The organism is Mesorhizobium sp. B2-3-11 (assembly GCF_006442215.1).
GTDB classification, from domain to species: Bacteria; Pseudomonadota; Alphaproteobacteria; order Rhizobiales; family Rhizobiaceae; genus Mesorhizobium; species Mesorhizobium salmacidum.
Genome location: NZ_VFVS01000001.1, coordinates 427,549 through 449,609 on the forward strand (window position 1 = coordinate 427,549; position 22,061 = coordinate 449,609).

Sequence of the window (22,061 nt, forward strand, 5' to 3'; positions counted from 1 at the left end):
GGACCGGGGACGTTAGCCCCGCACAGCCGCCGCCATGCCTGAACTTGTCAATGCCGCTGCCTTGACCAGCCCGGCCGCCAAGGCTGCTCCTGCCCCTTCGCCATGACCGATGCCCAGATCGAGCAGCGGACGCAGCCCGAGGTGCTCGGCGGCCCTTGCATGCGCGGGCTCCGGCGACAGGCTGGCGAGAAGACAATGATCAAGCGCTGCGGGGTTCGCCGCATGCAACACCGCCGCGGCTGCCGTTGCCGCGAAGCCATCGAGCAGTACCGGTATCTGCTGCATCCGCGCGGCAAGGATTGCGCCGGCTATCGCCGCGAACTCGCGGCCGCCGACCCGGCGCAGCGCCTCCAGCGGGTCTTCCAGATGGTTCCCGTGAAAGGCCAGCGCCGCATCGATCACCTCCGCCTTGCGGGCCTGCATCGCCGCATCGGCGCCGGATCCCGGACCAATCCAGTCGGCACCCCTGCCCTCCAGCAACGCGGCGAACAGGGCGGCGGCGACGGTGGAGTTGCCGACGCCGAGGTCGCCCAGGCAAAGCAGGTCGGTGCCGCCGGCAATCGCCTCCATTCCGAAGGCCATGGTGGCCGCGCAACCGCGTTCATCGAGCGCGGCATCCTCGGCGATGTCGCCGGTCGGGATGTGCAGGGCAAGATCGAACACCTTCAGACCGAGGTCGTTGGCAATGCAGATCTGGTTGATCGCCGCACCGCCGGCCGCGCAAAGCTCGACCGCGTTGGCGGTCGCCGCCACGGGCCTCGTCGAAATGCCATGCCTGACAACGCCATGATTACCGGCAAAGACAGCCATCAAGGGCCTGGTCACGGCGGGCGGAGCGCGACCGCTCCAGGCCGCGAGCCACGCGGCGATGTCCTCGACGCGGCCAAGCGAATTCACCGGCTTGTCGGCCTTGGCAAACAGCGTGCGCACGCGCGCTTCGGCTTTGAGGTCGGCTGCCGGCAAATTGTCGAGCAGGTTACGGAAATCATCGAAAGGCAGTGCACTGGTCATGTCGCGAACAATCGTTCCTGGATCCAGGGAGCGGCATAGCTGCCTTGCGTGATCGGCACAACCTCCTCGATCGTCCTTGCTGATTTGCCGCAAAGGCGGTCACGGAAGGCGCTATCGCGAGGGCTTGCATTGGCTTTGCCGTTGCACCATGTGGAGATGGAAGAGCGGATTCCGGACCGGGTTCCTCGAGAGAAAGTCATGACGGCCATCGAAACTCCCTGCATCCTGGTCTGTTCGATCGATATGAAAACCGGCTTCTGCTTCGGTTGCGGCCGCACGCGCGACGAGATCGGCGCCTGGATGGCGATGACGCCCGAGACGCGCCGCAGTGTGATGGCCGAACTGCCGGACCGGCTGGAAACCGTCGAGCGCCGGCCGCGCCGGGAAACACGCCGCACCCGCATGGCGCGCGAACGCGACGCACTCTAGCGAGGGACGGATGAGCAGCCGGCTGTTCTGGATTTTGATGGCGGTGATCGGCGTGGGGGCAGCGCTTCTCATGCTCAACGATTCCGCCGGCAGCACGCTCGGCGTCGAGAATTACGATTTTGGACGGCTGATCTGGCTTGGAGCTTTCGGCGCCCTTATCGGTGCCGGCTTGCTGCGGTCGGCTCCGCTCGGAGTGATGGCCCGCAATCTCGGCGCCTGGGCCGCTATCGTGCTCGCGCTGATTGCCGGCTACCAATATCGTTACGAGCTGCAGGACGTCGCCAGCCGCGTGACCGCGGGCCTCGTTCCCGGCAGTCCGCTGGCGCTCGGCGTCGAAGACGGCCACGCCACCGTGACCCTGGACAAGGCCGACAATGGTCATTTCGAAGCGCGCATCCTGGTCAACGGCAACCCGGTTCGCACCGTCGTCGACACCGGCGCGACCAGCACGGTCCTGACTTCGGAAGACGCGCAAGCCGCCGGCTTCAATCCGGCGGCGCTCAACTACACAATACAGGTTTCGACAGCCAACGGCATGGCACGCGCCGCAGCGGTCAAAACCCACGAGCTGGCGATCGGCGGCATCGTGCGCAAGGATGTCGGTAATGATCGCCGCTCCCGGCATGCTGAGCCAAAGCCTGCTCGGCATGAACTTCATCGGTTCGCTCTCGGGCTTCGACGTGCGCGGCGACCGTATGATCCTCAGGGACTAATGCATGTCGCCCGGAAGTGCCCTCGGTTCCGGGACAACGACATGCATAAAATCAGAAGCTTACAGCCGGTCAGGCGAATCCTATTCGCCGCGACATGCTGTAAGTTCAGGCCGCTTCGGCGGCCGCTCCACCAAATTCGACAGCCGCGAAAGCCGTCTTCAGCACGTCCGGTCCGGCTCCGGGCCGGGTCGCGTCGCTGGATAGGATCTGGCGGTAGCGGCGCGCGCCGGGCAGCCCGTGAAACAGCCCGACCATATGGCGGGTGACATGGCCGAGCCGTCCGCCTCGTTCGATATGGCGCGCCGCATAATCCGCCATCGCATCGACCAGCGCCGCGAAATCGAACGCTTCCGGCAGCGCTCCGTAAAAGGCGGCGTCAACACCGGCCAGAATGCCTGGTGTGTGGTAGGCGGCGCGGCCGAGCATGGCGCCATCGACATGATCGAGATGCGCCCGGGCCTCTTCAAGCGACTGAATACCGCCATTGATGCCAATGAATTTACTCGTCTTTTTTTCCTTCAGCCGATAGACCCTGTCATAGTCAAGCGGCGGGATGTCGCGGTTTTCCTTGGGGCTCAGCCCTTCCAGCCACGCCTTGCGAGCATGCACCCACAAGGTATCGGCGCCGGCATCGAAAACCCCATTCGCCAGCGCATCGAGCGCCGGCTCCGGATCCTGTTCGTCGACGCCGATGCGGCATTTGACCGTGACCGGCACCGTCACTGCCGCTTTCATCGCGGCGATGCAGTCGGCGACAAGGTCGGGCACTTTCATCAGGCAAGCGCCGAAGGTGCCCGACTGGACGCGGTCGGACGGGCAGCCGACATTGAGATTGATCTCGTCATAACCGAAGGCCTCGCCAATACGCGCCGCTTCGGCAAGTTTTGCGGGATCCGAGCCGCCAAGTTGCAGGGCGACGGGATGTTCCACCTCATCGAAGCCAAGCAGCCGCTCGCGTGCGCCATGGATCACTGCGTCGGCGACAACCATTTCGGTGTACAGCATCGCATGTATCGTCAGCCGGCGATGGAAGAACCGGCAATGCCGGTCCGTCCAATCCATCATGGGCGCAATGGCCAGCCTATGATCTTGATTTTTCAGCATTTTTCCTTTAACATCAAATTCTTAGGTCCTAGCGGCCCAACACGAATTTACGCCAGAATACGACCCTTTTCGCCACGTTTCGATCTCTCAGTGCACACGGAGCGCACACGAAAAATGGCCACCTACACAAAGCTCCCGTCCGGTTCCTGGCGTGTCAAGTCCGTCGCAAAGGACGCTACGTCAGCGAAACCTTCCTGCGCCGAGACGACGCACGACGTTGGGCAACTGATGCCGAACGGCAAGTCGATCGTGGCGAGACGCCGACAAAGTCCCGTATAGCGCGCCTGAAGACCTTCGGCGAACTGATAGACCTTCATATCGACGACATGTGCGATGTAGGCAAGTCCCCTCGCCGCTCCAAGGCCGTCTTGCGCCACCGACACATCTCTGACCAGTAACGGGTCCCAATCCGATAGTAGGATTGTGCGGATTGCCGCTCCCATTGATTTAATACTCATCATCGTTTGCCATTGGTTCGTCATTTCGGCCAGAGGGTAACGACTTGGCCAAGGGGGTTAAGGACCACGACTGCGCCGGCTCCGGTAAATCTTGTAGTGCCATTCGCCATCGGCGTCACCGAAATTGGGTTCGCTACGGCGTCCATGATCGCTGCTGGAGACTCAGACCCGCGAAGAGCAGGCACCACAATGGCCGTTCTGCATGGCCAAAGTACTGGCCGAGATGGTTGACCGTGGAGGTCTGTGGCCTAGCTAGAGTTCAGGATGGACCGTCCGGACCCCGAAAATGCGGATTGGAACGCACCGTGGGAGAACTTTTGGGATATTGACGATGGAGAGGTGCGAGTCGGCTTTTCGGGGCGCTGGCGGCGGGCGACAACCGGCGGCCATGGCATCTTCGAGTTTCGGTTCGAGCGCAAATCTTCTGCGCCGGGATCTTCTGCCAGCGCACGACCGGCGCTCCGCAACGCAACAATTGCATTCGCACGGCACTGGCGGACCCGAAGCAGTGACAGCTTCGAGAGCAGGCAGAGGCTTTAGCCAGCACCAGGGAGAGGACCCGAAAACCGCTTCGCGAGCTTAAAATTGCACCCAAAAACCACACGGGCACGGCGATGCCAAATCATCTTGGTGGAATTTACACAAGTGACACAGATCTCGCCATCCTGGGCGGGATCGCGATGCTCGTATTGGCGGGCGCCTTTCTTGTGCTCCGGCATGCCCTTATCGCAGTGCTGCGGGGTCGCCCGAATCCAAATGCCTATCTGAAAGAATGCAAGCCTGTCCCTCTCGATGAGGTTTCTTGGGTCTGGGAACGCCCGATCGATCTTGCAACCGGATCTGGTTCTTCTCAGGCTGTCGTGCCCTCAGATGCGGATGCCCGGCCTCAGGATGCAAACTACCGTCAGTTGGGGGTGCGAATCGAGCATTTCGAGATGATCTCCGAAGCTTATGAGAGTTCGCCAGGCGACCTGCCCGATGCTTTCGCTTCCCCGACCAACATCGCTACGCCCCCTCCTCCTCGTGTTCGCTGGCCTATCGGTCTTGTATCACGCCTGGGCATCGCCACAGTCTGCCTGGCCGTGCCGCTTGGCTATACGATGACGAGACCAAATTGGGTCGAAAGCGCCCCCGCCATTTCGCAAGCCCAGAATCCCTCCCCGCCCGATCTTTCGCGATCCTTCGCGGTTCCGGCGAGTGCTGCATTGGATATGGAGGGACCAGCCCAGGGCGGCGGGCGTACGAATACTGAAGCGCCTGGCCCGGATCTCGCGGCTGCCAACGCTGAAGTCGAGGCTGCTCGTGCTCAGGCATCCGCTGCGAGGGATCAGGCCGGCCAGGAGCACCGAGCTGTGGAAGAAGAGCGCGCCAGAAGCGCCTCTCTGCAGAGTGAGCTCTTGGAATCGCGCAAGCAGGTCGACGTCCTGAGGACAAGCATGGCAGCAGCCGACAACGCATACGGGGAGCGTCTGCGCAACGAACTCGCGGCAGCCCGCACGTATGGCGCATTGCAGCGCATTGCGGGAGACGCTCGCAGGCTGCTGGGCGAGAGCATCAACTATGTCGTTACGCAGATGCCGGCTGCTCATCTGGAGCGTCAGCGAACCGAACTGATGGCGCGCGACCTATCCCAAGCGCGGGCGCAAATTTCACAGCTTGAGGCCACGGCCGCCGAGGACCGCGCCAGTGCCAAGGCCTCGCTTGCGCAAGTGAACGGAGTGCTTGACGACGAGCGCCGGAAGTCGAAGGACCTTCGTGGCGACCTCGCGGCAATGGAACTGTCCAAGGCCGCGATCGCGGATACGGCTGAGCGGGAACGAACCGGTGCAGCCACAGCGAGAGGACGGGTGGAGCAGACCGCAACCCAGACTGCGCAGGCCCTCGCCCGGGAACGCGCTTCCGCAGCATCGACTCGTGAGGATCTCGACAAAGCCCGCCTCGAGCGCGACGCGGCTGAACAGGAACGAGCCAAGGCTGTCTCAGCAAAAGAGCGTGCGGAGCAGACCGCAGCCCAGACGGCGCAGGCTCTGACACGAGAACGCGCTTCCGCAGCATCGATCCGTGAGGACCTCGATAAAGCCCGCCTCGAGCGCGACGCGGCTGAACAGGAACGAGTCAAGGCTGTCTCAGCAAAAGAGCGTGCGGAGCAGACCGCAGCCGTGACGGCGCAAGCTCTCGCCCTGGCGCGCGCTTCCGTAGCATCGACCAAGGAAGACCTCGATAAAGCCCGCCTCGAGCGCGACGCGGCTGAACAGGAACGAGCCAGGGCTGTCTCAGCAAGAGAGCGTGCGGAGCAGACTGCAGCCGAAGCGACGCAGGCTCTGACACGAGAACGCGCTTCCGCAGCATCGGCCCATGAGGATCTCGATAAAGCCCGCCTTGAGCGCGATGCGGCTGAGCAGGAACGAGCCAAGGCTGTGTCAGCAAGAGAGCGTGCCGAGCAGACCGCAGCCGAGACCGCGCAGGCTCTGACACGAGAACGCGCTGCCGCAGTATCGACCCGTGAGGACCTTAATAAAGCCCGCCTGGAGCGCGGCACGTCTCCAACACTTTCAGGACAGGTCACCAGGCTGAACGAAGCTCTGGACAACCAACGCGAAGCCACTGTTTCTCTGGCCCGCGACCTGGCTGCCAAACGCGCGGACAATGACAAGCTCAGGGCTGAGCGCCGCAGCGCGCAAATTGAGCCGCCGCTGCAGCCGCGCTCTGGCCGCGCATCGGACGGCACCGGTCAGGTGAAAGCTGTCAGCCAGAAGACGACTACGCGCAGCAAGCTTCGCAACTCCTCGCGGGTGATCCGCGTGCGTACTGTCGCGCTTCCCTTTGCCCTCCGGCCAATACACCCGACGTCGGATTGAATTCCAAACGATTGCGACGACGATGAAGGGTCCATTCATTGGCCTGCACCATTCGCAACACACGGAGGCCGGGAAAAGCGGAATGAATTCGCAAGGAGTTCCGCGCTCTGCGCTATGTCAGACCGATCACGCTGCCTTTCGCGTTCAATTCGCACCCGACCGGCGCCTGACGCGTCTCCACCCGTCCCTGATGCATATAGTCGATGCTGACCTGAACAGGGGCCGAGATCTTACGTTGGCTCAGCCGACGTATGGAACCTGCGCTGCTGACGCGCACACTGGCCGCGCCAAACTTGGCGGCGGCCTGCTCGATTGCGTCCTGACAGGCGCGAACGACCTTATCCGGGACACCGGGCAGCGCTTCGATCGGGTGGACCGCTGATAGAACAGTGTTGTCTTCGAGAGGCTGCAGGGCGGGCGGGAGGTCGAGCGAATGTCCGCCGTCTGTGGACCGGTCGACAATGTCAGCTGGAGTTGACGGTATTGAGGCCGTTGGAGTGGTGCTGATCCCGTCATTGGTCGACGGCGGACTGCCGCTGTTGCCCACAGGATCGCCGGGATCGCCGGGATCGCCGGCAGGTCCTTTGCCCTTGCCTTTGCCGTTGCCGCCGTTGTCATGGCTGCCATGACCCCCGTTATCACCCTGATGGCCGCCACCGTCATGCCCTCCGCCGTGCGGGCCGGCGGCTGCAGTTCCAGCGCAAGCTGCCGCGATCGAGCACGCGAATGCAAAATAAGCCAAGCTGAATCCAAGGGATCGACGCACGGCAGTCTCCAAATGTACCTCAGCCCAGCCGTCCTTGCGCGGCATGCGGTCAGAACGTCTAAACCGCCGCTGCCCCAAGGCAGAAACTCGCGAATACGGTGCCCACGGAATTAACTAGGGAATGAATCCGCTGCATCAAGGACGCGGTGTGGGACGATGATCGGCATCGATAGCGGCAACACAGCAATCTTTCCCAAGACCCAGAAACCACAACGCCGCAAAGGTTATCTCGGCAATGTTGCAGCCCTCGTCGCTGCTTGCCTTGGAGAAAATCATGACGATCACAATTTCCGCGTTTCTCAGCGCACTCGGGTCCGAAAGTCCCCCAGGCAAACTGGACGCCGCAGAGGACAACGGGGCCCACGGATATCGCAGCGAACATCCGCATGGAGCGGTCAATATCGTCGGCAGAAGAGCGTCAAAAAAGGAATGTCGGCGGCTCCGTCGTGGGAACGAAAAAAGAAGAGAAGCAGAAGTTTCGTGTGCGATTTTTGCACACAGCGCCGCGCAACTGGCTGATATTGCTTATCTATCTGTCCAATCCATCATGGGCGCAATGGCAAGTTTGTGACATATACTATTCATTTCATTAGCTTTTTCGATCTCAGTCCGTCCAATACCCGAGGAGAAGAACTGCGGAACTTGGTCCCGCAGCCGTTCCAAAAACCATCTTCTGCGACTGTGCTCACTGTGACGTGAGGCATCAGTCTTTTCTGTGCACAGATAGTGCACACGCCCCTGCCCGCACAAGCTGCATTGGTCGATCATGAGGCGGCAGAAAATGCCATGGCGCCATCACGGTCATTTAAAGTCATATGGGAAAGGGGTAATATTAGCTGTCGCTCACATTGCTGTGCGACCAACATATGGGAGGAAAGCATGAATCGCAGATCTGCAATTGCCCTTGGCCTCACGGCCGCGGCGGCAACCCCTCTATTCGCCCTGACTGCGCATGCAAAGACCAAGAAATACGGCCCGAAAGACGGCAAGGAGATTGCTCCCGGCATCAGGGTGGTGGAGGTCGGCACCGGGAACGCCGACATTCCCGCCTACAAGAGCATCTCGATTGTCGACGTGGTCTTTCAGCCCGGGGCACACGCTCCTCAAACCGTGATGGACAACGACATGGTCTGCACGATTACCGCCGGTGAATTCACGATCAAGAAAGCGGACAAGGAATTCAAGCTGAAGGAAGGCGACATGTACACTTGCGCCAAGGGCAAGACCGACGAGGCGACTAACACAAGCAAGGTGGTCGGCATACATCGCATCGCCATCCTGATACCTGCTTAGGGAGACGGGATTCCGGTCGACGCGTCGCCCGCATGTTGCCGTGCAATCAGCGACTCCAATTCCTGCAGATTCAGCGAGATCGGGCCTCGCTGTTCGAACCGGATGCGGTGATCGACTGTGGCGGTGGACGGTTTCCGCGCGGCTACGAAGCCATTCGCAGCTACTATGCCGACGTCACCGCCTTCGGTCGTAAGTTTGCCGTCGGCGAGCAGCGTGCGGCGCTGGTCAGCGGTGATCCGGCGCTGACGTCGACCCGCTTTCCGGACGGTGATATGACAAGCTAGGTCGCCCGCCGGCAAACGGATGGATCATGGCTCTGGGTGATCGATCGATGCGGTGTCGATTGGTGACCGGATGGTGGGACGGTTTGCCCCGAAGCGCAAACAGCGACATCGCGCCCGCAACGGGCGCGATCCGCCAGCAGTAAAGGCCGTGGACGCTACCGCCGCAGCGCGTGTATGCTCGCCTTGCTGTCGTTGCCTATCGGCAGAGCCATGTCATCGTCCAGAAGCCGCGTGATCCGGGCAAAGCCGGTGAACGCCTTTCTTGCTTCCTCCGCCGACATCTGTCCCGACAGGGCGGCCGAGCAGCAATTCAGTGCACACTGATACACAGGCCCACGCCGTCCCTTCGGCCATTTACGCAAGAAAACCATCGCCTCGGCGACACTATCCACTTCTTCTACAGGGTGTCCCTGCCCGCGCGATATCCGCACGGGCGAAAAGAAATGCAGGTAGTCCATTGTTTCCTCCGGTCGATCGAGATGCGCTCGATCGAACCCCATGAAACGCGCCGTCCGGTGGTTGGTTCCACGCGGAACACAGAATTTTGAAAAATCTGGCGGTCGGATGATGAGCGATATCGGCTATGTCGTCGGGAAGTGGCAGGCCGCTTTGCGGCCGGGTCGGTACTCCCTCAGTTCCGGCCGCTCCGAACGGCAGCGCCCAACCGCTATCGGGCATCGGGGGTGGAACCGACACCCGGATGGCGGATTGAGCGGGCTCGGCACATCGCCCGTAAGGATAATGCGCCTTCGCGTCCCGCTGGGTGTCGTCTCCACGACGGGAACGGCCGAGATCAGCGCCTGGCTGTAAGGATGAGCCGGGGCTGAAAACACCTCTTCCGCTGGTCCTTCCTCGACGATCGAGCCGAGATACATGACCGCGATGCGGGTCGAGACCTGACGCACCACGGACAGGTCGTGGGCGATGAAGACATAGGTGAGGTCCAGCTTCTCCTGAAGGTCGGCAAGCAGGTTGACGATCTGCGCCTGTACGGACACGTCGAGCGCTGAGACCGGTTCGTCGAGAACGACGAGATCGGGATTGAGGGCTATGGCGCGTGCTATGCCGACACGCTGGCGCTGCCCGCCCGAGAATTCATGGGGGAAGCGCATGACATGGTCCGGTAACAGTCCGACGAGCTCGAAGAGCTCCGCGACGCGGTTGGTGATCTCGCGCGATGAAAGCTTGCCATGGATGCGCAGCGGTTCCGCCACGAGGTCGCCGACACGCCGGCGCGGATTGAGCGAGGCCGACGGGTCCTGGAACACCATTTGCAGGCGCCGCCGCAGCGGCCTCAGTTCAGACAGCGACTTCGACGTGATGTCGTCGCCTTCGAACAGCAGCTCACCGTCTGAAATGTCGTAGAGCCTGACCAGACAGCGCGCCAGCGTGGACTTGCCACATCCGGACTCGCCGACCAACCCTACGGTTTCGCCGCGCCGCACGGTCAGGGAGACATTGTCGACCGCGTGGACGGTTCGCCTGCCTTCGGCGGAAAAACGGGTGCCGATCGAGAAACGCTGCCGGGCGAGCGTGTTTCGAGGATTGGACGGTCGTTGTCGATCATCGGTCCGCTCATGTCTGCGCCACTCGAAAGCAGGCCGCCGCGTGCGTGGCGGCGCCAAGCTCGGGCTTGCCGGTTAGACACGGCTCGTAGCGGACCCGGCAACGCGGACCGAAGGCACAGCCTTGCGGCAATCGCAGCAGCGATGGCGGTGACCCGGGAATGGCAGGCAGGCGGCGCGGTTTCGCACCGGTCAGCGGTGGGATCGAACCAAGCAATGCACGCGTATAGGGGTGTCGCGGGTCAGAAAACAGCTCCGTGCGACTGCCGCGTTCCACGATGCGGCCCGCATACATGACCATGACCCGATCGGCGAGTTCGGAGACCACGCCCATGTCATGCGTGATGAAGACGACCGCCGATTTGTGCGTGGCGCGCAGCTTGCGCACGAGATCGAGAATTCCGGCCTGCACGGTGACGTCGAGCGCCGTGGTCGGCTCGTCCGCCATCAGCAGCGCCGGGTTGCAGGACAACGCCATCGCGATCACCGCCCGTTGGCGCATGCCGCCGGATTGCACGCTGATCATGCGCGAGGCGATCAACGGCGCTGGAATAGCGCTTGCCGACACGATGATGGCCCAGGATCTGCTGCAGCAGGGCAAGCTGGTCGCCCCGTTTAGCGCCCGCCACACCTATCCGGCGGGCATCTACCTGCATCAGCGCCGCAGCATCGGCAACAAGCCGGGTACCGGCCTCTTTCAGCACTGGCTGCTTTCCGAAGTCGAGGACCATAAGCGGGTGATGGCCATCGCCTAGGCAGCCCCGCTTGCAGACAGATGTTGTGAACACGGGTTCGTCCAGATTCAGGCCGTGGATCGAGAACTCGAATCAACAGGCAGGCCTTTTCAAAAGCGGCTCACCATCATCGCCCCGTCGATAATCGCGGTTCGCATTGAATATCTTTAAGGTCAAAGCCGGCAAATCGATTGCTTGCCGGTTCCCCTGCGTCAGGCGTAACCTCCCCGGTCAACGCGTGAGGGCGCGTGCTGCAAGAAGGGGACATTGCAATGACGATACAAGGCGCATCGCCTGACCTGTATAATGAAGACCTCGCTCCTGCCAAGGTTCGAAACTGGGGACCGTTCTCGATCTTCAACGTCTGGACGTCGGACGTCCATAGCCTGTGGGGCTACTACCTCGCCGCCAGCCTGTTTCTGTTCTGTGGCGGCTTCGTCAATTTCATCATCGCCATCGGCATCGGCTCGCTGATCATTTACGCGCTGATGAACATGGTCGGCAATGCCGGTGTGAAGACCGGTGTGCCCTACCCCGTGCTCGCCCGCGCCTCCTTCGGCATCTGGGGCGCCAACATTCCGGCACTGGTGCGCGCCATCGTCGCCTGCTTCTGGTATGGCGCGCAGACCGCCGCCGCCTCCGGCGCCATCGTTGCATTGCTGATCCGCTCGCAATGGTTCGCCGACTTCAACGCCAACACCCATTTCCTCGGCCATTCCGGCCTGGAGGTGATCTGCTTCGTGGTCATATGGGCCCTGCAACTGCTCATCATCCAGAAAGGCATGGAAACGGTGCGCCGGTTCCAGGATTGGGCGGGACCAGCCGTCTGGGTGATGATGCTGCTCCTGGCCATCTATCTCTGCGTCAAATCCGGAACCTTCGCCTTCACCAGCGACATCCCGATGGACGTGCTTCTGGAAAAGACCAAGGATGCCGGCGTGCCTGGAACGCCGGGCTCGTGGACGTCGCTGTTCGCGGTCGCCGCGATCTGGGTGACGTATTTTTCGGCGCTCTATCTCAATTTCTGCGATTTCGCCCGCTATGCGCCCGATCAGGCGGCGCTGCGCAAGGGCAATATCTGGGGTCTGCCGATCAACCTGATCCTGTTCTCGCTGGTCGCCGGCGTCACCACCATTGCCGCCTACGACGTTTACCATGAGGTGCTGCTGCACCCCGACCAGATCTCGGCCAAGTTCGACAGCTGGTTCCTGGCTGCCCTCGCCGCCCTGACCTTCGCGGTGGCGACGCTTGGCATCAACGTCGTGGCCAACTTCGTGTCGCCGGCCTTCGACTTCTCCAACGTCTTCCCGCGGCAGATCGACTTCAAGAAGGGCGGCTACATCGCCGCTGTCATCGCGCTTGTGCTCTATCCGTTCGCACCGTGGGAAGGCAGTGCCGCCTCTTTCGTCAACGTCATCGGCGCGACGATGGGACCGATCTTCGGCGTGATGATGGTCGATTACTATCTGATCCGGAAGGGCGAGGTCGACGTCGAGGCGCTGTATCGCGAGGACGGCGAGTTCCGCTTCCAGGGTGGCTGGCATGTCAATGCCTTCATAGCCGCCGGCATCGGCGCCGTCTTCTCGTCGATCCTGCCGAACTTCACCAACTGGCTACCGTCCTGGTGGGGCGTCTATGGCTGGTTCTTCGGCGTGGCGATCGCCGGCGTCATCTACTACGTGCTGCGCACCGCCGCCCTGGGTGCAGGCGCCAAGATAGCAAAAGCCTGACGAACTTCTCTGGGGCGGCGCAACGCCGCCCCAGATTTATGCTCTTATCATCTCGGCCAGCTTGCGCACCGTGTTCCAGTTGCGCGAGGTTCCGATGCCCATGCGTTTGTGATTTGCGGCCGCGAGCAGCCGCGAGCTAGGCCTCTCCCGTGAAAAGACGACCCAGATGTCGCCGCCGACCAGAAGCACCTTCTCGTCCGCTGCGGCATAGGCCTGAAGGCCCGATATGGCATCCTCGGCCACGGGTTTGCGCATCACGCGCACCGCGACCTGGTCGCCGGCTTCCACCGACTCGGTCGGGAATGGATTGCCGCTTGCGAGTTTGCGCCAGTCTCCGGCGGCGCGGATGATGATGTCGACATGGCGGCCAAAGGTCTGTTCGAAGGCGGATTCCAGCCGCTTCTCAAGTCCGGGGATCGAGATCTTTTCGCTCTCGAAAACCAGGTTGCCGGTCGCCACCAAGGTGCGGGCATTCTTCAGGCCGAGGCCTTCCGCCATCGTCTTGAGATCGGACATGACGACCCGCCGCCCCTCTCCCAGGGTGATGCTGTAGAGAAGCGCCACATAGGTCCGCATTGTAGCGATCAGACCAGCCGGCTCTGCTCCACCGCCGCCTCGATGAAGCTGGCGAACAGCGGATGCGGATCGAGTGGCCGGCTCTTCAGCTCGGGGTGATATTGCACGCCGATGAACCAGGGATGGTCGGGATACTCGACCGTCTCCGGCAGCACACCGTCGGGCGACATGCCGGCAAAGACCAGCCCGCAATCCTCCAGGCGCTTCTTGTAGTCGATATTGACCTCATAGCGGTGCCGGTGACGTTCGGAAATTTGGGTGTCGCCGTAGATATCGGCGATCTTCGAGCCTTTGGCGAGCTCGGCCTGATAGGCGCCGAGCCGCATGGTGCCGCCGAGATCGCCGCTCGCCCTGCGCTTTTCCAGCATGTTGCCCTTCAGCCATTCGGTCATCAAACCGACGACTGGTTCCTTGGTGGGGCCGAACTCGGTCGATGAGGCATGTTCGACACCGGCCAGCGAGCGTGCCGCCTCGATACAGGCCATCTGCATGCCGAAGCAGATGCCGAAATACGGCACCTTGCGCTCGCGTGCGAACTTCGCCGCCAGGATCTTGCCTTCGGAGCCACGCTCGCCGAAACCGCCGGGCACGAGGATGCCGTGCACCTTCTCCAGCCAAGGCGTCGGGTCTTCCTTTTCGAAGATTTCCGATTCGATCCAGTCGAGCTTCACCTTGACGTGGTTGGCCAGCCCGCCATGCGAAAGCGCCTCGATCAGCGATTTGTAGGCATCCTTGAGGCCGGTATACTTGCCGACGATGGCGATGGTGACCTCGCCCTCCGGATTATGGATGCGGTTGGAGACAGCCTGCCATGGCTCCATGCGCGGCTTGGGCGCCGGGTCGATGCCGAAGGCGGCCAGCACCTCCGAATCGAGACCTTCCTTGTGGTAGGCCATAGGCACGTCGTAGATATGCGGCACGTCGAGCGCCTGGATGACGGCGCTTTCCCTGACATTACAGAACAGCGACAGTTTGCGGCGCTCTTCCTTGGGAATGGCGCGGTCGGCGCGCACCAGAAGAATATCCGGCGCAATGCCGATGCCGCGCAATTCCTTGACCGAATGCTGCGTCGGCTTGGTCTTCAGCTCACCCGCCGTCGGGATATAGGGCATCAAGGTCAGGTGGACATAGACGGCGTTGTTGCGCGGCAGATCGTTGCCGAGCTGGCGGATGGCTTCGAGGAACGGCATCGCCTCGATGTCGCCGACCGTGCCGCCGATTTCGCACAGCACGAAATCATAGTCGTCATTGCCGTCGAGGACGAAGTTCTTGATTTCATCGGTAACGTGCGGGATGACCTGCACGGTCGCGCCGAGATAGTCGCCACGCCGCTCGCGCTCGATGATATTCTTGTAGATACGCCCGGTCGTGATGTTGTCCTGCTGGTTGGCGGAACGGCCGGTGAAGCGCTCGTAATGCCCAAGGTCGAGGTCGGTTTCGGCCCCGTCATCGGTGACGAACACTTCGCCATGCTGGTACGGCGACATCGTGCCGGGATCGACATTGAGGTAGGGGTCGAGTTTTTTGATGCGTGCGCGATAGCCTCGCGCCTGCAGGAGAGCCCCAAGGGCCGCTGCGGCAATGCCTTTTCCAAGTGAGGAAACCACGCCGCCTGTGATGAATACATATCGCGCCATGGGAGTCATCGCTTAACGCGGCCGGATTGATTCCGCCAGAGAAAAAACCGCCGCGAAGGCTTTTTCCCAAAAAGGCGCTCGGACCATGATCCCGAAAAGTGGAATTCGGTTTTTGGACAAGATCACGACCAAACAGGTTTGAGCGGGACCTTAAGCAAAACAAAAGGGCCGGCTGAGCCGGCCCTTTCGGCATGATGATGGAAACGTCAGATGATGACGACTTTGGTGCCGACCCGGACGCGGCTGTAGAGATCCATGACGTGCTCGTTCATCATGCGGAAGCAGCCATTGGAGGCACTGGTGCCGATCGACTGCGGCGCGATGGTGCCGTGGATACGCAGATGCGTGTCCTTCTTGCCGTCATAGAGATAGATGGCGCGTGCGCCGAGCGGGTTCTGGCCGCCGCCGGCCATGCCGTCCTTGTACTGGCCGTAGTGCTTGGGCTCGCGCTTCTGCATGTCGAGCGTCGGGATCCAGCGCGGCCATTCCTGCTTGTCGCCGACCGCGACCGTGCCCTTGAACTGCAGGCCTTCGCGGCCGACCGCGATGGCGTAGCGGCGTGCGGTGGTCGATGATTCGACGAGATAGAGCCGGCGAGCACTGGTGTCGATGACGATCGTGCCGGCATCGTAGCCCGTGAATTCCACGTCCTGAGGCACGAATTCCGGCTTCACCTTGAACGGCTTCTTGGCATTCTTCTGGGCAAGTGCCGAGTCGAGCGCGCGTGTCTCGGGCAGATAGCTGATCGATGAGCCGGATGAGGTTCCACCGAACAGACCGGCGAACAGGCCGCCGCTTGACTGCTTCTGGCCGCCGACCACCTCGCTGCGCAATTCGCCATTGTTACCGGTCAAAGCGACATTCATCACCTCGGCCGGGACAGGCTCGGCCGACTGGATAGGCGTGACCGGTTCAATCGGCTCGATAATCTTGATGGTCTTCTTGGCCGGCTTGGCATCGGCCACTTCGGTTGCCGGTGCTTTCTGACCCTTGCTGGCCAGGAATGCCTTCCGGTCCGCGTCAGCCCTGGCTTTGGCTGCCTCGCGCATCGCCAGCTTCCGGGCTTCGAGCGCCTTGGCTTTGGCGTCTTCCTTGCCAGCGGCGATCTTGGCCTCGATCTTCTTGATCTGGGCGAGGTCGTCCGGTGTCGGGGTTTTCTTCTTTTTGAGAAGCTTCAACTGCGCCGCATCGCTCTTGGCCGCGACGGGGATGGCGTCGGTTTTTTCAAGCGACACCGACTGTTGTGCGGCCATATTTGCCGGCATGCCGGCGAAAGCCGGGGAACTCATGCCGATTGCGGCGCAAAGTCCCAGGAAAATGAAGCTGCGAAGCTGCATGGCGAAGATCCGATCGTTCAATGCTTGTTGCCCACGGCGTCGCCCGGCGTCCCCCAAGGACGCCGAAAATGCCGCGTGCAATCTATAGTCGAATAAGCGCGGATGCCTCAAGCGCGAGACCGCACCGCTGCCCGTCGAATCTTCGTGATCGCGCAGCATTTGCCGCGACTGTGTTCAAACGATCACAGATCGCGGTTTGGAAAAGTGGAAGTTACTGGTTCGGAACCTGAGGCGCCGCCGGTGCGGTGTTGGTGGTCCCATTGGTCGCCGGCGGCGTCGAGCCGGCGGCGGGTGCCGTGGCCGGAGGCTTTGCCGCGGCGTCGTTTCCGGACGGCGGCGTCGGCGTAGCGTTGCCGGCCGGTGCCGGCGTGGTCTTCCCCGGCAGTTGGTTGAGCACGCCCTTGCCGTCCGAGGTCGTGGGAACCCGATCGAGAATGTCGATCGGTTTCTCGCCGTAGCGGGCGATGATCGACAAGGTCAGCGACGTCACAAAGAACGCAGCCGCCAGGATCGCCGTCGCCCGGGTCAAAGCGTTGGCGGCGCCGCGTGCAGTCATGAAGCCCGATCCGCCACCAATGCCGAGGCCGCCGCCTTCGGAGCGCTGCAGCAGCACCACGCCGACAAGGGCGAGTACGACCATGAGATGGATGACGATCAGTACGGTTTGCATAGTTTATCCTGGCAAGGCCTTGCCCGGCCGCGGACACGACCGGTGAATTGGAGGCGGCTCAATACAATGCTTTCACGGCATTTCCAAGCCCGTGGCCGGAATATGGGAAGCAACGCGCCCTTTGCAACGAATTTGGACGGGACGAGACCCGCCCACCCTCGTGACTCTCAGCCTGCAATGCTGCGATAGGCTTCGGCGATACCCAGGAAATCAGCCGCTTTCAGGCTGGCGCCGCCGACCAGCGCGCCATCGACATTCCGGACGCCCAGCAGCTCCACCGCGTTGGACGGCTTGACCGAGCCGCCATAGAGAATGCGCATCCTGGCGGCGGCGGCGCCGAGTTTTTCCGACAGCTTTTCGCGGATATGCGCATGCGCTTCGGCCACATCGGCCGCGGTTGGCGTCAAGCCGGTGCCGATCGCCCAAACCGGCTCATAGGCAATGACGGTGTTGGATGGCGTGGCACTTGGCGGCACCGAGCCAGCCACCTGGCGCGACAGCACCTCCAGCGTGGCTCCAGCCTCACGCTCCTGCCGCGTCTCGCCGATGCAAACAATGGCCACCAGCCCGGCACGCCAGGCCGCGGTGGCCTTGGCCTGGACCGTGGCGTCGTCCTCGCCGCTTTGTTCGCGGCATTCGGAATGACCGACAATGACATGGCTCGCGCCCGCGTCCTTCAGCATCTCCGCGGAAATGCAGCCGGTATAGGCGCCGCTCTCCTTGCTATGGCAGTCCTCACCGCCGGCATGGACCGGCGTGCGTGACAGGATCTCGGCGGCATGGGAAAGCAGCGTCGCGGGAACACAGACCAGTGCTTCGGTCTCGGCGTCGAGCCCGCTCATGAAACCGTTACCGATCATCCTGAGCTCGTTCAGCGAGGCGCTGGTGCCGTTCATTTTCCAGTTGCCGGCGACAAATGGGCGAATTCCTGGCGTCATGGTGTGCTTCTCCGGGCGATATCAGGCTCTGGCCCTCACTACCAAAATCAGGCCACAAAGCAATCGACAGTGGACCGGAAGGGCGCTATTGCGCTTGTTTCAAACTCGGCGCATGCGAAAATGCGCATAAATCGGAAGTAACCATGCTTGGTATATTGAGAAGCGCGGCAAGTACCTGGGTCGCGAAGACATTGCTTTCGCTGCTGGTGGTCAGTTTCGCCGCGTGGGGCATCTCCGGACGGCTGATGGGCGGCCTTGCGGGCCACGATTCGGTGATAACGGCCGGCGGCACCAAGGTATCGATCAACGAATACCGCCTTGCATATGACCGCCAGCTCGCCATCATGTCGCAGCAGTTCGGTCAGCGCCTCACTCATGAACAGGCAAAGGCACTCGGCATCGACAACCAGGTGCTGGCGCAACTCGTTTCCGGTGCCGTTCTCGACGAACAGGCACGCAAGCTGGGCCTCGGCCTCTCCAAGGACCGGCTGGCCGAACTCACCCGCGAAGATCCGGCTTTCAAGGGTCCTGGCGGTCAGTTCGACAGAAGGACATTCGACTACATGCTGCACGAAGTCGGCATGCGGCCCGAGGATTACCTGAAGAACCGCGCCCAGGTGGCGGTGCGCCAGCAGATCGTCGAAGCGGTCTCGGACGGCCTCAAGGCGCCGGACACGTTCTTCAAGGCGGTCGCGCTCTACCGCGGTGAAGACCGCACCGTCGACTATTTGACATTGCCAAAGACGCTGGTCGAGCCGATCGAAGCGCCGAGCGACAGCGTGCTCAAGGCCTATTTCGAGGCCAACAAGAAAACCTACGCCGCACCTGAATACCGCAAATTTTCCTATGTCCGCCTGGAACCGGTGGACATCATGGACACGACCGCGGTCACCGACCAGCAGGTCAGTGACGACTACAACAAGAACAAGGCACGCTACACCACGCCCGAAATGCGCACCATCGAGCAGCTTGTGTTCAAGACGCCGGATGCGGCCAAGGCAGCGCTCGATTCGCTCAAGGCCGGCGCCACCTTCGACAAACTGGTGATCGCCGAAGGCAAGACCCCGGCCGACACGCTGCTTGGCACGCTCGCCAAGGACAAGATCGCCGACAAGGCGGTTGCCGATGCCGCCTTCGCGCTCAACGTCAATGAAGTCAGCCAGGTCGTTCAGGGCACCTTCGGCCCGGTGCTGTTGCGCGTGACCGAGATCAAGCCCGAGGTGGTAAAGCCGCTCGCCGAAGTGTCCGACCAGATCCGCAAGGACCTGGCGCTGGGCGAGGCAAGCCGCATCCTTTTGGATGTGCACGACAATTATGAGGACACCCGTGCATCGGGCAGTTCTCTGGCCGACGCGGCCGCCAAATTGAAGCTTAAGGACATCACCGTCGACGCCATCGATCGCAATGGCCTGAGGCCCGATGGCTCCGTCGTCAAGGACCTGCCGGAATCACCGTCGCTGATCAAGGCCGTCTTTGATGCGGAACCCAACACCGAAAACGAGGCGCTGACCACCGCGGACAACGGCTTCGTCTTCTATGAGGTCGGTTCGATCACACCGGCCCGCGACCGCACTCTTGACGAGGTGCGCCAGAAAGTTGTCGCCGACTGGACGGCGGCCGAGACGACCAAGCGGCTCGCCGCCAAGGCGGACGAACTCGAGAAGCGCCTCAAAGCCGGCGCCACGCTCGACGTCATCGCCGGTGACCTCAAGCTGGAAAAGCAGACCAAGCGCGGCTTGAAGCGCGAAGCCGATGATGCCGATTTCGGCAAGGAGGGCGCCGCCGTGATGTTCGGGGTCGGCGAAGGCGGCACCGGCTTGATCCCCTCGCCCACCGGCGACGGCCAGATCCTGTTCAAGGTCGCCGAAGTGTTCGAACCGGCCGGCGCCGACGCCAGCTCGGTGCCGGACGACGCGCAGAAATCATTCACCTCCGGCATGTCCGACGACCTGCTCGACCAATTGGTGGCGCAGTTGCAGACGCAGTACGACGTCCGCATCGACCAGGCCGCCGTTGCCCAAGCCTCGACGAGATGAGCGCGCTGAAAACTCATATCGCCAAGGTCGCGACCGGCACTGCCCTGTCCTTCGAGGAGGCCTGCGAGGCCTTCGACATCATCATGTCGGGCGATGCGACCCCAGGGCAGATCGGCGGCTTCCTGATGGCGCTGCGTGTGCGCGGCGAGACGGTGAACGAGATTTCGGGCGCTGTCGCCACGATGCGCGCCAAGATGCTTCGCGTCGATGCCCCTGATGGCGCCATCGACATCGTCGGCACCGGCGGCGACAATTCGCACTCGGTCAACATCTCGACGGCCTCCGCCTTTGTCATTGCCGGCAGCGGCGTGCCTGTCGCCAAGCACGGCAATCGTGGCCTGTCCTCGCTGACCGGCGCGGCCGACGTGCTGATTGCCCTCGGCGTCAAGATCGACATTGCGCCGGAGATTATCGGCAAATGCATCCATGAAGCCGGTGTCGGCTTCATGTTCGCGCCGGCGCACCATCCGGCGATGAAGCATGTCGGTCCGGTTCGGGGCGAGCTTGGCACGCGCACCATCTTCAACCTGCTCGGCCCGCTTTCCAACCCGGCCAGCGTCAAGCGGCAGATGGTCGGCGTGTTCATGCCGGAATGGATCATGCCGGTGGCCGAAACACTGAAGGCGCTCGGCACCGAGCATGCCTGGGTCGCCCATGGCGATGGCTATGACGAGATCACCACCACAGGCGAGACGCAGGTCGCCGAACTGGTTGGCGGCGAAATCCGCAGCTTTACGCTGACCCCGGAAGAGGTTGGACTAAAGCGCCATACCAAGGGTGAGCTGCGCGGCGGTGATGCCGCCTATAATGCCAAGGCCTTGCGCGACATGCTGGGCGGCGCCGCCGGCGCCTACCGCGACACGGTGTTGATGAATGCCGGCGCCGGACTGGTGATTGCGGGCAAGGCGACGACACTCGGCGACGGCATCGACATCGCCGCGCAGGCGATCGACAGCGGCCGGGCGCCGCAGGTGCTCGACCGGCTGGTCGAAATTTCGAACGGGTGAACCGTGTCTGACATTTTGCGCAAGATCGAAGCCTACAAGCGCGACGAGATAGCCGCCGCCAAGGCACGCCTGCCGCTGGCCGAGATCAAGGCGCGCGCAAAAGACGCCGACGCACCGCGCGGGTTCCTCGCCGCACTCGAAGCGAAGCGCAGATCGGGCGGCTTTGCACTGATCGCCGAGATCAAGAAGGCAAGTCCGTCCAAAGGGTTGATCCGTGCCGATTTCGATCCGCCGAGTCTGGCCAAGGCCTATGAAAAAGGAGGCGCGGCCTGTCTTTCCGTGCTGACCGATGCGCCCTCCTTTCAGGGCGCACCGGAGTTTCTGACCAAGGCGCGAGCCGCCGTGACGCTGCCCGCCCTGCGCAAGGATTTCCTGTTTGACCCCTACCAGGTTCACGAGGCGCGGGCCTGGGGCGCGGATGCCATTTTGATCATCATGGCCAGCGTCGATGACGCCATGGCAAGCGAACTCGAATCGACCGCATTCGAGCTCGGCATGGATGCCCTGATCGAGGTGCACGACGAAGCCGAGACGGAGCGCGCGCTGAAACTGTCATCGCAATTGATCGGCATCAACAACCGCAACCTGCGGACATTCGAGACCAGCCTCGATACGTCGGAGCGGCTGCGGGCGATGGTGCCGGGTGGTCATTTGCTGGTCAGCGAAAGCGGCATCTTCTCGCATGACGATTGTCTTAGACTGCAAAGGACGGACATCGACGCCTTCCTAGTGGGCGAGAGCTTGATGCGCCAACGGGATGTGACCGCTGCAACACGCTCGCTGCTCACGGGCAAGGCGTCCGATGGGTCGGCCCGAAAATCGGAATCGATTTTCGGAGAGCACGATGCATAGAGTCAAAGTGATAGAATGCACTTTGTGCGTCCGAATGGACGCACGTCGTTCTATGGCGATTTG

At 62.2% G+C, this 22,061-nt stretch carries 19 protein-coding genes and 3 pseudogenes; 11 read left to right on the plus strand and 11 right to left on the minus strand.

From position 1 onward, the window contains the following. Nucleotides 1-12: 12 nt before the first annotated feature. The gene (locus tag FJ960_RS02295; protein ID WP_140711616.1) at nt 13-1,011 is read right to left on the minus strand and encodes a nicotinate-nucleotide--dimethylbenzimidazole phosphoribosyltransferase; all 999 of its coding nucleotides are present in this window, start codon (nt 1,009-1,011) and stop codon (nt 13-15) included. A 198-nt stretch (nt 1,012-1,209) separates the two neighbouring features. Between FJ960_RS02295 and FJ960_RS02300 the strand changes: the two genes are divergently transcribed. After that, nucleotides 1,210-1,440 carry a DUF1289 domain-containing protein gene (locus FJ960_RS02300; protein WP_140711617.1) on the plus strand — a complete coding sequence of 77 codons (231 nt, stop codon included), beginning with the start codon at nt 1,210-1,212 and terminating at the stop codon, nt 1,438-1,440. Between the two features lie 10 nt (nt 1,441-1,450). Then, nucleotides 1,451-2,153: pseudogene (locus FJ960_RS02305) on the plus strand (TIGR02281 family clan AA aspartic protease). A 105-nt stretch (nt 2,154-2,258) separates the two neighbouring features. Here FJ960_RS02305 and dusA read toward each other — a convergent pair. Continuing rightward, entirely contained in the window at nt 2,259-3,257 is a 999-nt protein-coding gene (gene dusA, locus FJ960_RS02310) for a tRNA dihydrouridine(20/20a) synthase DusA (protein ID WP_140711618.1), read from the minus strand. A gap of 1,072 nt (nt 3,258-4,329) precedes the next feature. Between dusA and FJ960_RS29740 the strand changes: the two genes are divergently transcribed. Next, the gene (locus FJ960_RS29740) at nt 4,330-6,573 is read left to right on the plus strand and encodes a hypothetical protein (protein ID WP_246672593.1); all 2,244 of its coding nucleotides are present in this window, start codon (nt 4,330-4,332) and stop codon (nt 6,571-6,573) included. 112 nt (nt 6,574-6,685) lie between these two features. Here the strand turns inward: FJ960_RS29740 and FJ960_RS02325 are convergent, their stop codons facing one another. After that, nucleotides 6,686-7,315 carry a hypothetical protein gene (locus FJ960_RS02325; RefSeq protein WP_181174131.1) on the minus strand — a complete coding sequence of 210 codons (630 nt, stop codon included), beginning with the start codon at nt 7,313-7,315 and terminating at the stop codon, nt 6,686-6,688. A gap of 298 nt (nt 7,316-7,613) precedes the next feature. Here FJ960_RS02325 and FJ960_RS02330 point away from each other — a divergent pair, with 298 nt between their 5' ends. From FJ960_RS02330 to FJ960_RS02340, 3 genes are all read left to right on the plus strand, one after another. Further along, entirely contained in the window at nt 7,614-7,910 is a 297-nt protein-coding gene (locus FJ960_RS02330; protein ID WP_140711619.1) for a hypothetical protein, read from the plus strand. Nucleotides 7,911-8,218: 308 nt separating this feature from the next. After that, nucleotides 8,219-8,632: a hypothetical protein gene (locus FJ960_RS02335; RefSeq protein WP_140505422.1), complete on the plus strand. Its 414-nt coding sequence runs from the start codon at nt 8,219-8,221 to the stop codon at nt 8,630-8,632. Nucleotides 8,633-8,664: 32 nt separating this feature from the next. Further along, complete coding sequence (locus tag FJ960_RS02340) at nt 8,665-8,916, plus strand: hypothetical protein (RefSeq protein WP_181174132.1); 252 nt, start codon at nt 8,665-8,667, stop codon at nt 8,914-8,916. 155 nt (nt 8,917-9,071) lie between these two features. On the opposite strand, the gene FJ960_RS02345 is transcribed toward FJ960_RS02340, so the two are convergent. From FJ960_RS02345 to FJ960_RS02355, 3 genes and pseudogenes are all read right to left on the minus strand, one after another. Beyond that, nucleotides 9,072-9,374 (minus strand): DUF982 domain-containing protein, encoded by a 303-nt coding sequence (locus FJ960_RS02345; RefSeq protein ID WP_140505424.1) that lies wholly within the window; start codon nt 9,372-9,374, stop codon nt 9,072-9,074. Nucleotides 9,375-9,497: 123 nt separating this feature from the next. Next, nucleotides 9,498-10,483: pseudogene (locus FJ960_RS02350) on the minus strand (oligopeptide/dipeptide ABC transporter ATP-binding protein). Between the two features lie 8 nt (nt 10,484-10,491). Then, a pseudogene (locus tag FJ960_RS02355) lies at nt 10,492-10,992 on the minus strand (ABC transporter ATP-binding protein); the annotation flags it as partial. Here FJ960_RS02355 and FJ960_RS02360 point away from each other — a divergent pair. Both FJ960_RS02360 and FJ960_RS02365 read left to right on the plus strand, forming a co-directional pair. Continuing rightward, a complete protein-coding gene (locus FJ960_RS02360) occupies nt 10,943-11,236 on the plus strand; it encodes a hypothetical protein (RefSeq protein ID WP_246672605.1) in 294 nt (97 codons plus the stop codon). The pseudogene FJ960_RS02355 and the gene FJ960_RS02360 sit on opposite strands and share 50 nt — an antisense overlap. 251 nt (nt 11,237-11,487) lie before the next feature. Then, complete coding sequence (locus tag FJ960_RS02365) at nt 11,488-12,945, plus strand: NCS1 family nucleobase:cation symporter-1 (RefSeq protein ID WP_140711621.1); 1,458 nt, start codon at nt 11,488-11,490, stop codon at nt 12,943-12,945. A 36-nt stretch (nt 12,946-12,981) separates the two neighbouring features. On the opposite strand, the gene FJ960_RS02370 is transcribed toward FJ960_RS02365, so the two are convergent. The 5 genes from FJ960_RS02370 to tpiA all read right to left on the minus strand — a co-directional run bounded on the left by FJ960_RS02370 (nt 12,982) and on the right by tpiA (nt 18,103). Next, on the minus strand, nt 12,982-13,521 hold the full coding sequence (locus tag FJ960_RS02370) for a DUF1697 domain-containing protein (protein ID WP_140711623.1): 540 nt from the start codon (nt 13,519-13,521) through the stop codon (nt 12,982-12,984). An 8-nt stretch (nt 13,522-13,529) separates the two neighbouring features. After that, nucleotides 13,530-15,167 carry a CTP synthase gene (locus FJ960_RS02375; protein ID WP_140505430.1) on the minus strand — a complete coding sequence of 546 codons (1,638 nt, stop codon included), beginning with the start codon at nt 15,165-15,167 and terminating at the stop codon, nt 13,530-13,532. A 197-nt stretch (nt 15,168-15,364) separates the two neighbouring features. Next, entirely contained in the window at nt 15,365-16,495 is a 1,131-nt protein-coding gene (locus FJ960_RS02380) for a L,D-transpeptidase (protein WP_140711625.1), read from the minus strand. A 211-nt stretch (nt 16,496-16,706) separates the two neighbouring features. Continuing rightward, a complete protein-coding gene (secG, locus tag FJ960_RS02385; protein WP_140711627.1) occupies nt 16,707-17,165 on the minus strand; it encodes a preprotein translocase subunit SecG in 459 nt (152 codons plus the stop codon). Nucleotides 17,166-17,332: 167 nt separating this feature from the next. Then, nucleotides 17,333-18,103, minus strand: coding sequence for a triose-phosphate isomerase (tpiA, locus tag FJ960_RS02390; protein WP_140711629.1), 771 nt, complete (start codon nt 18,101-18,103; stop codon nt 17,333-17,335). 143 nt (nt 18,104-18,246) lie between these two features. Between tpiA and FJ960_RS02395 the strand changes: the two genes are divergently transcribed. Genes FJ960_RS02395 through trpC form a run of 3 tightly spaced genes read left to right on the plus strand, consistent with a single transcriptional unit; the run spans nt 18,247 to nt 21,998 of the window. Continuing rightward, nucleotides 18,247-20,139 carry a SurA N-terminal domain-containing protein gene (locus tag FJ960_RS02395; RefSeq protein ID WP_140711631.1) on the plus strand — a complete coding sequence of 631 codons (1,893 nt, stop codon included), beginning with the start codon at nt 18,247-18,249 and terminating at the stop codon, nt 20,137-20,139. Further along, nucleotides 20,136-21,146: an anthranilate phosphoribosyltransferase gene (gene trpD / locus FJ960_RS02400; protein WP_140711633.1), complete on the plus strand. Its 1,011-nt coding sequence runs from the start codon at nt 20,136-20,138 to the stop codon at nt 21,144-21,146. Before FJ960_RS02395 ends, trpD begins: the two co-directional genes overlap by 4 nt. Nucleotides 21,147-21,149: 3 nt before the next feature. Then, on the plus strand, nt 21,150-21,998 hold the full coding sequence (gene trpC / locus FJ960_RS02405; protein ID WP_140711635.1) for an indole-3-glycerol phosphate synthase TrpC: 849 nt from the start codon (nt 21,150-21,152) through the stop codon (nt 21,996-21,998). Nucleotides 21,999-22,061 lie beyond the last annotated feature (63 nt).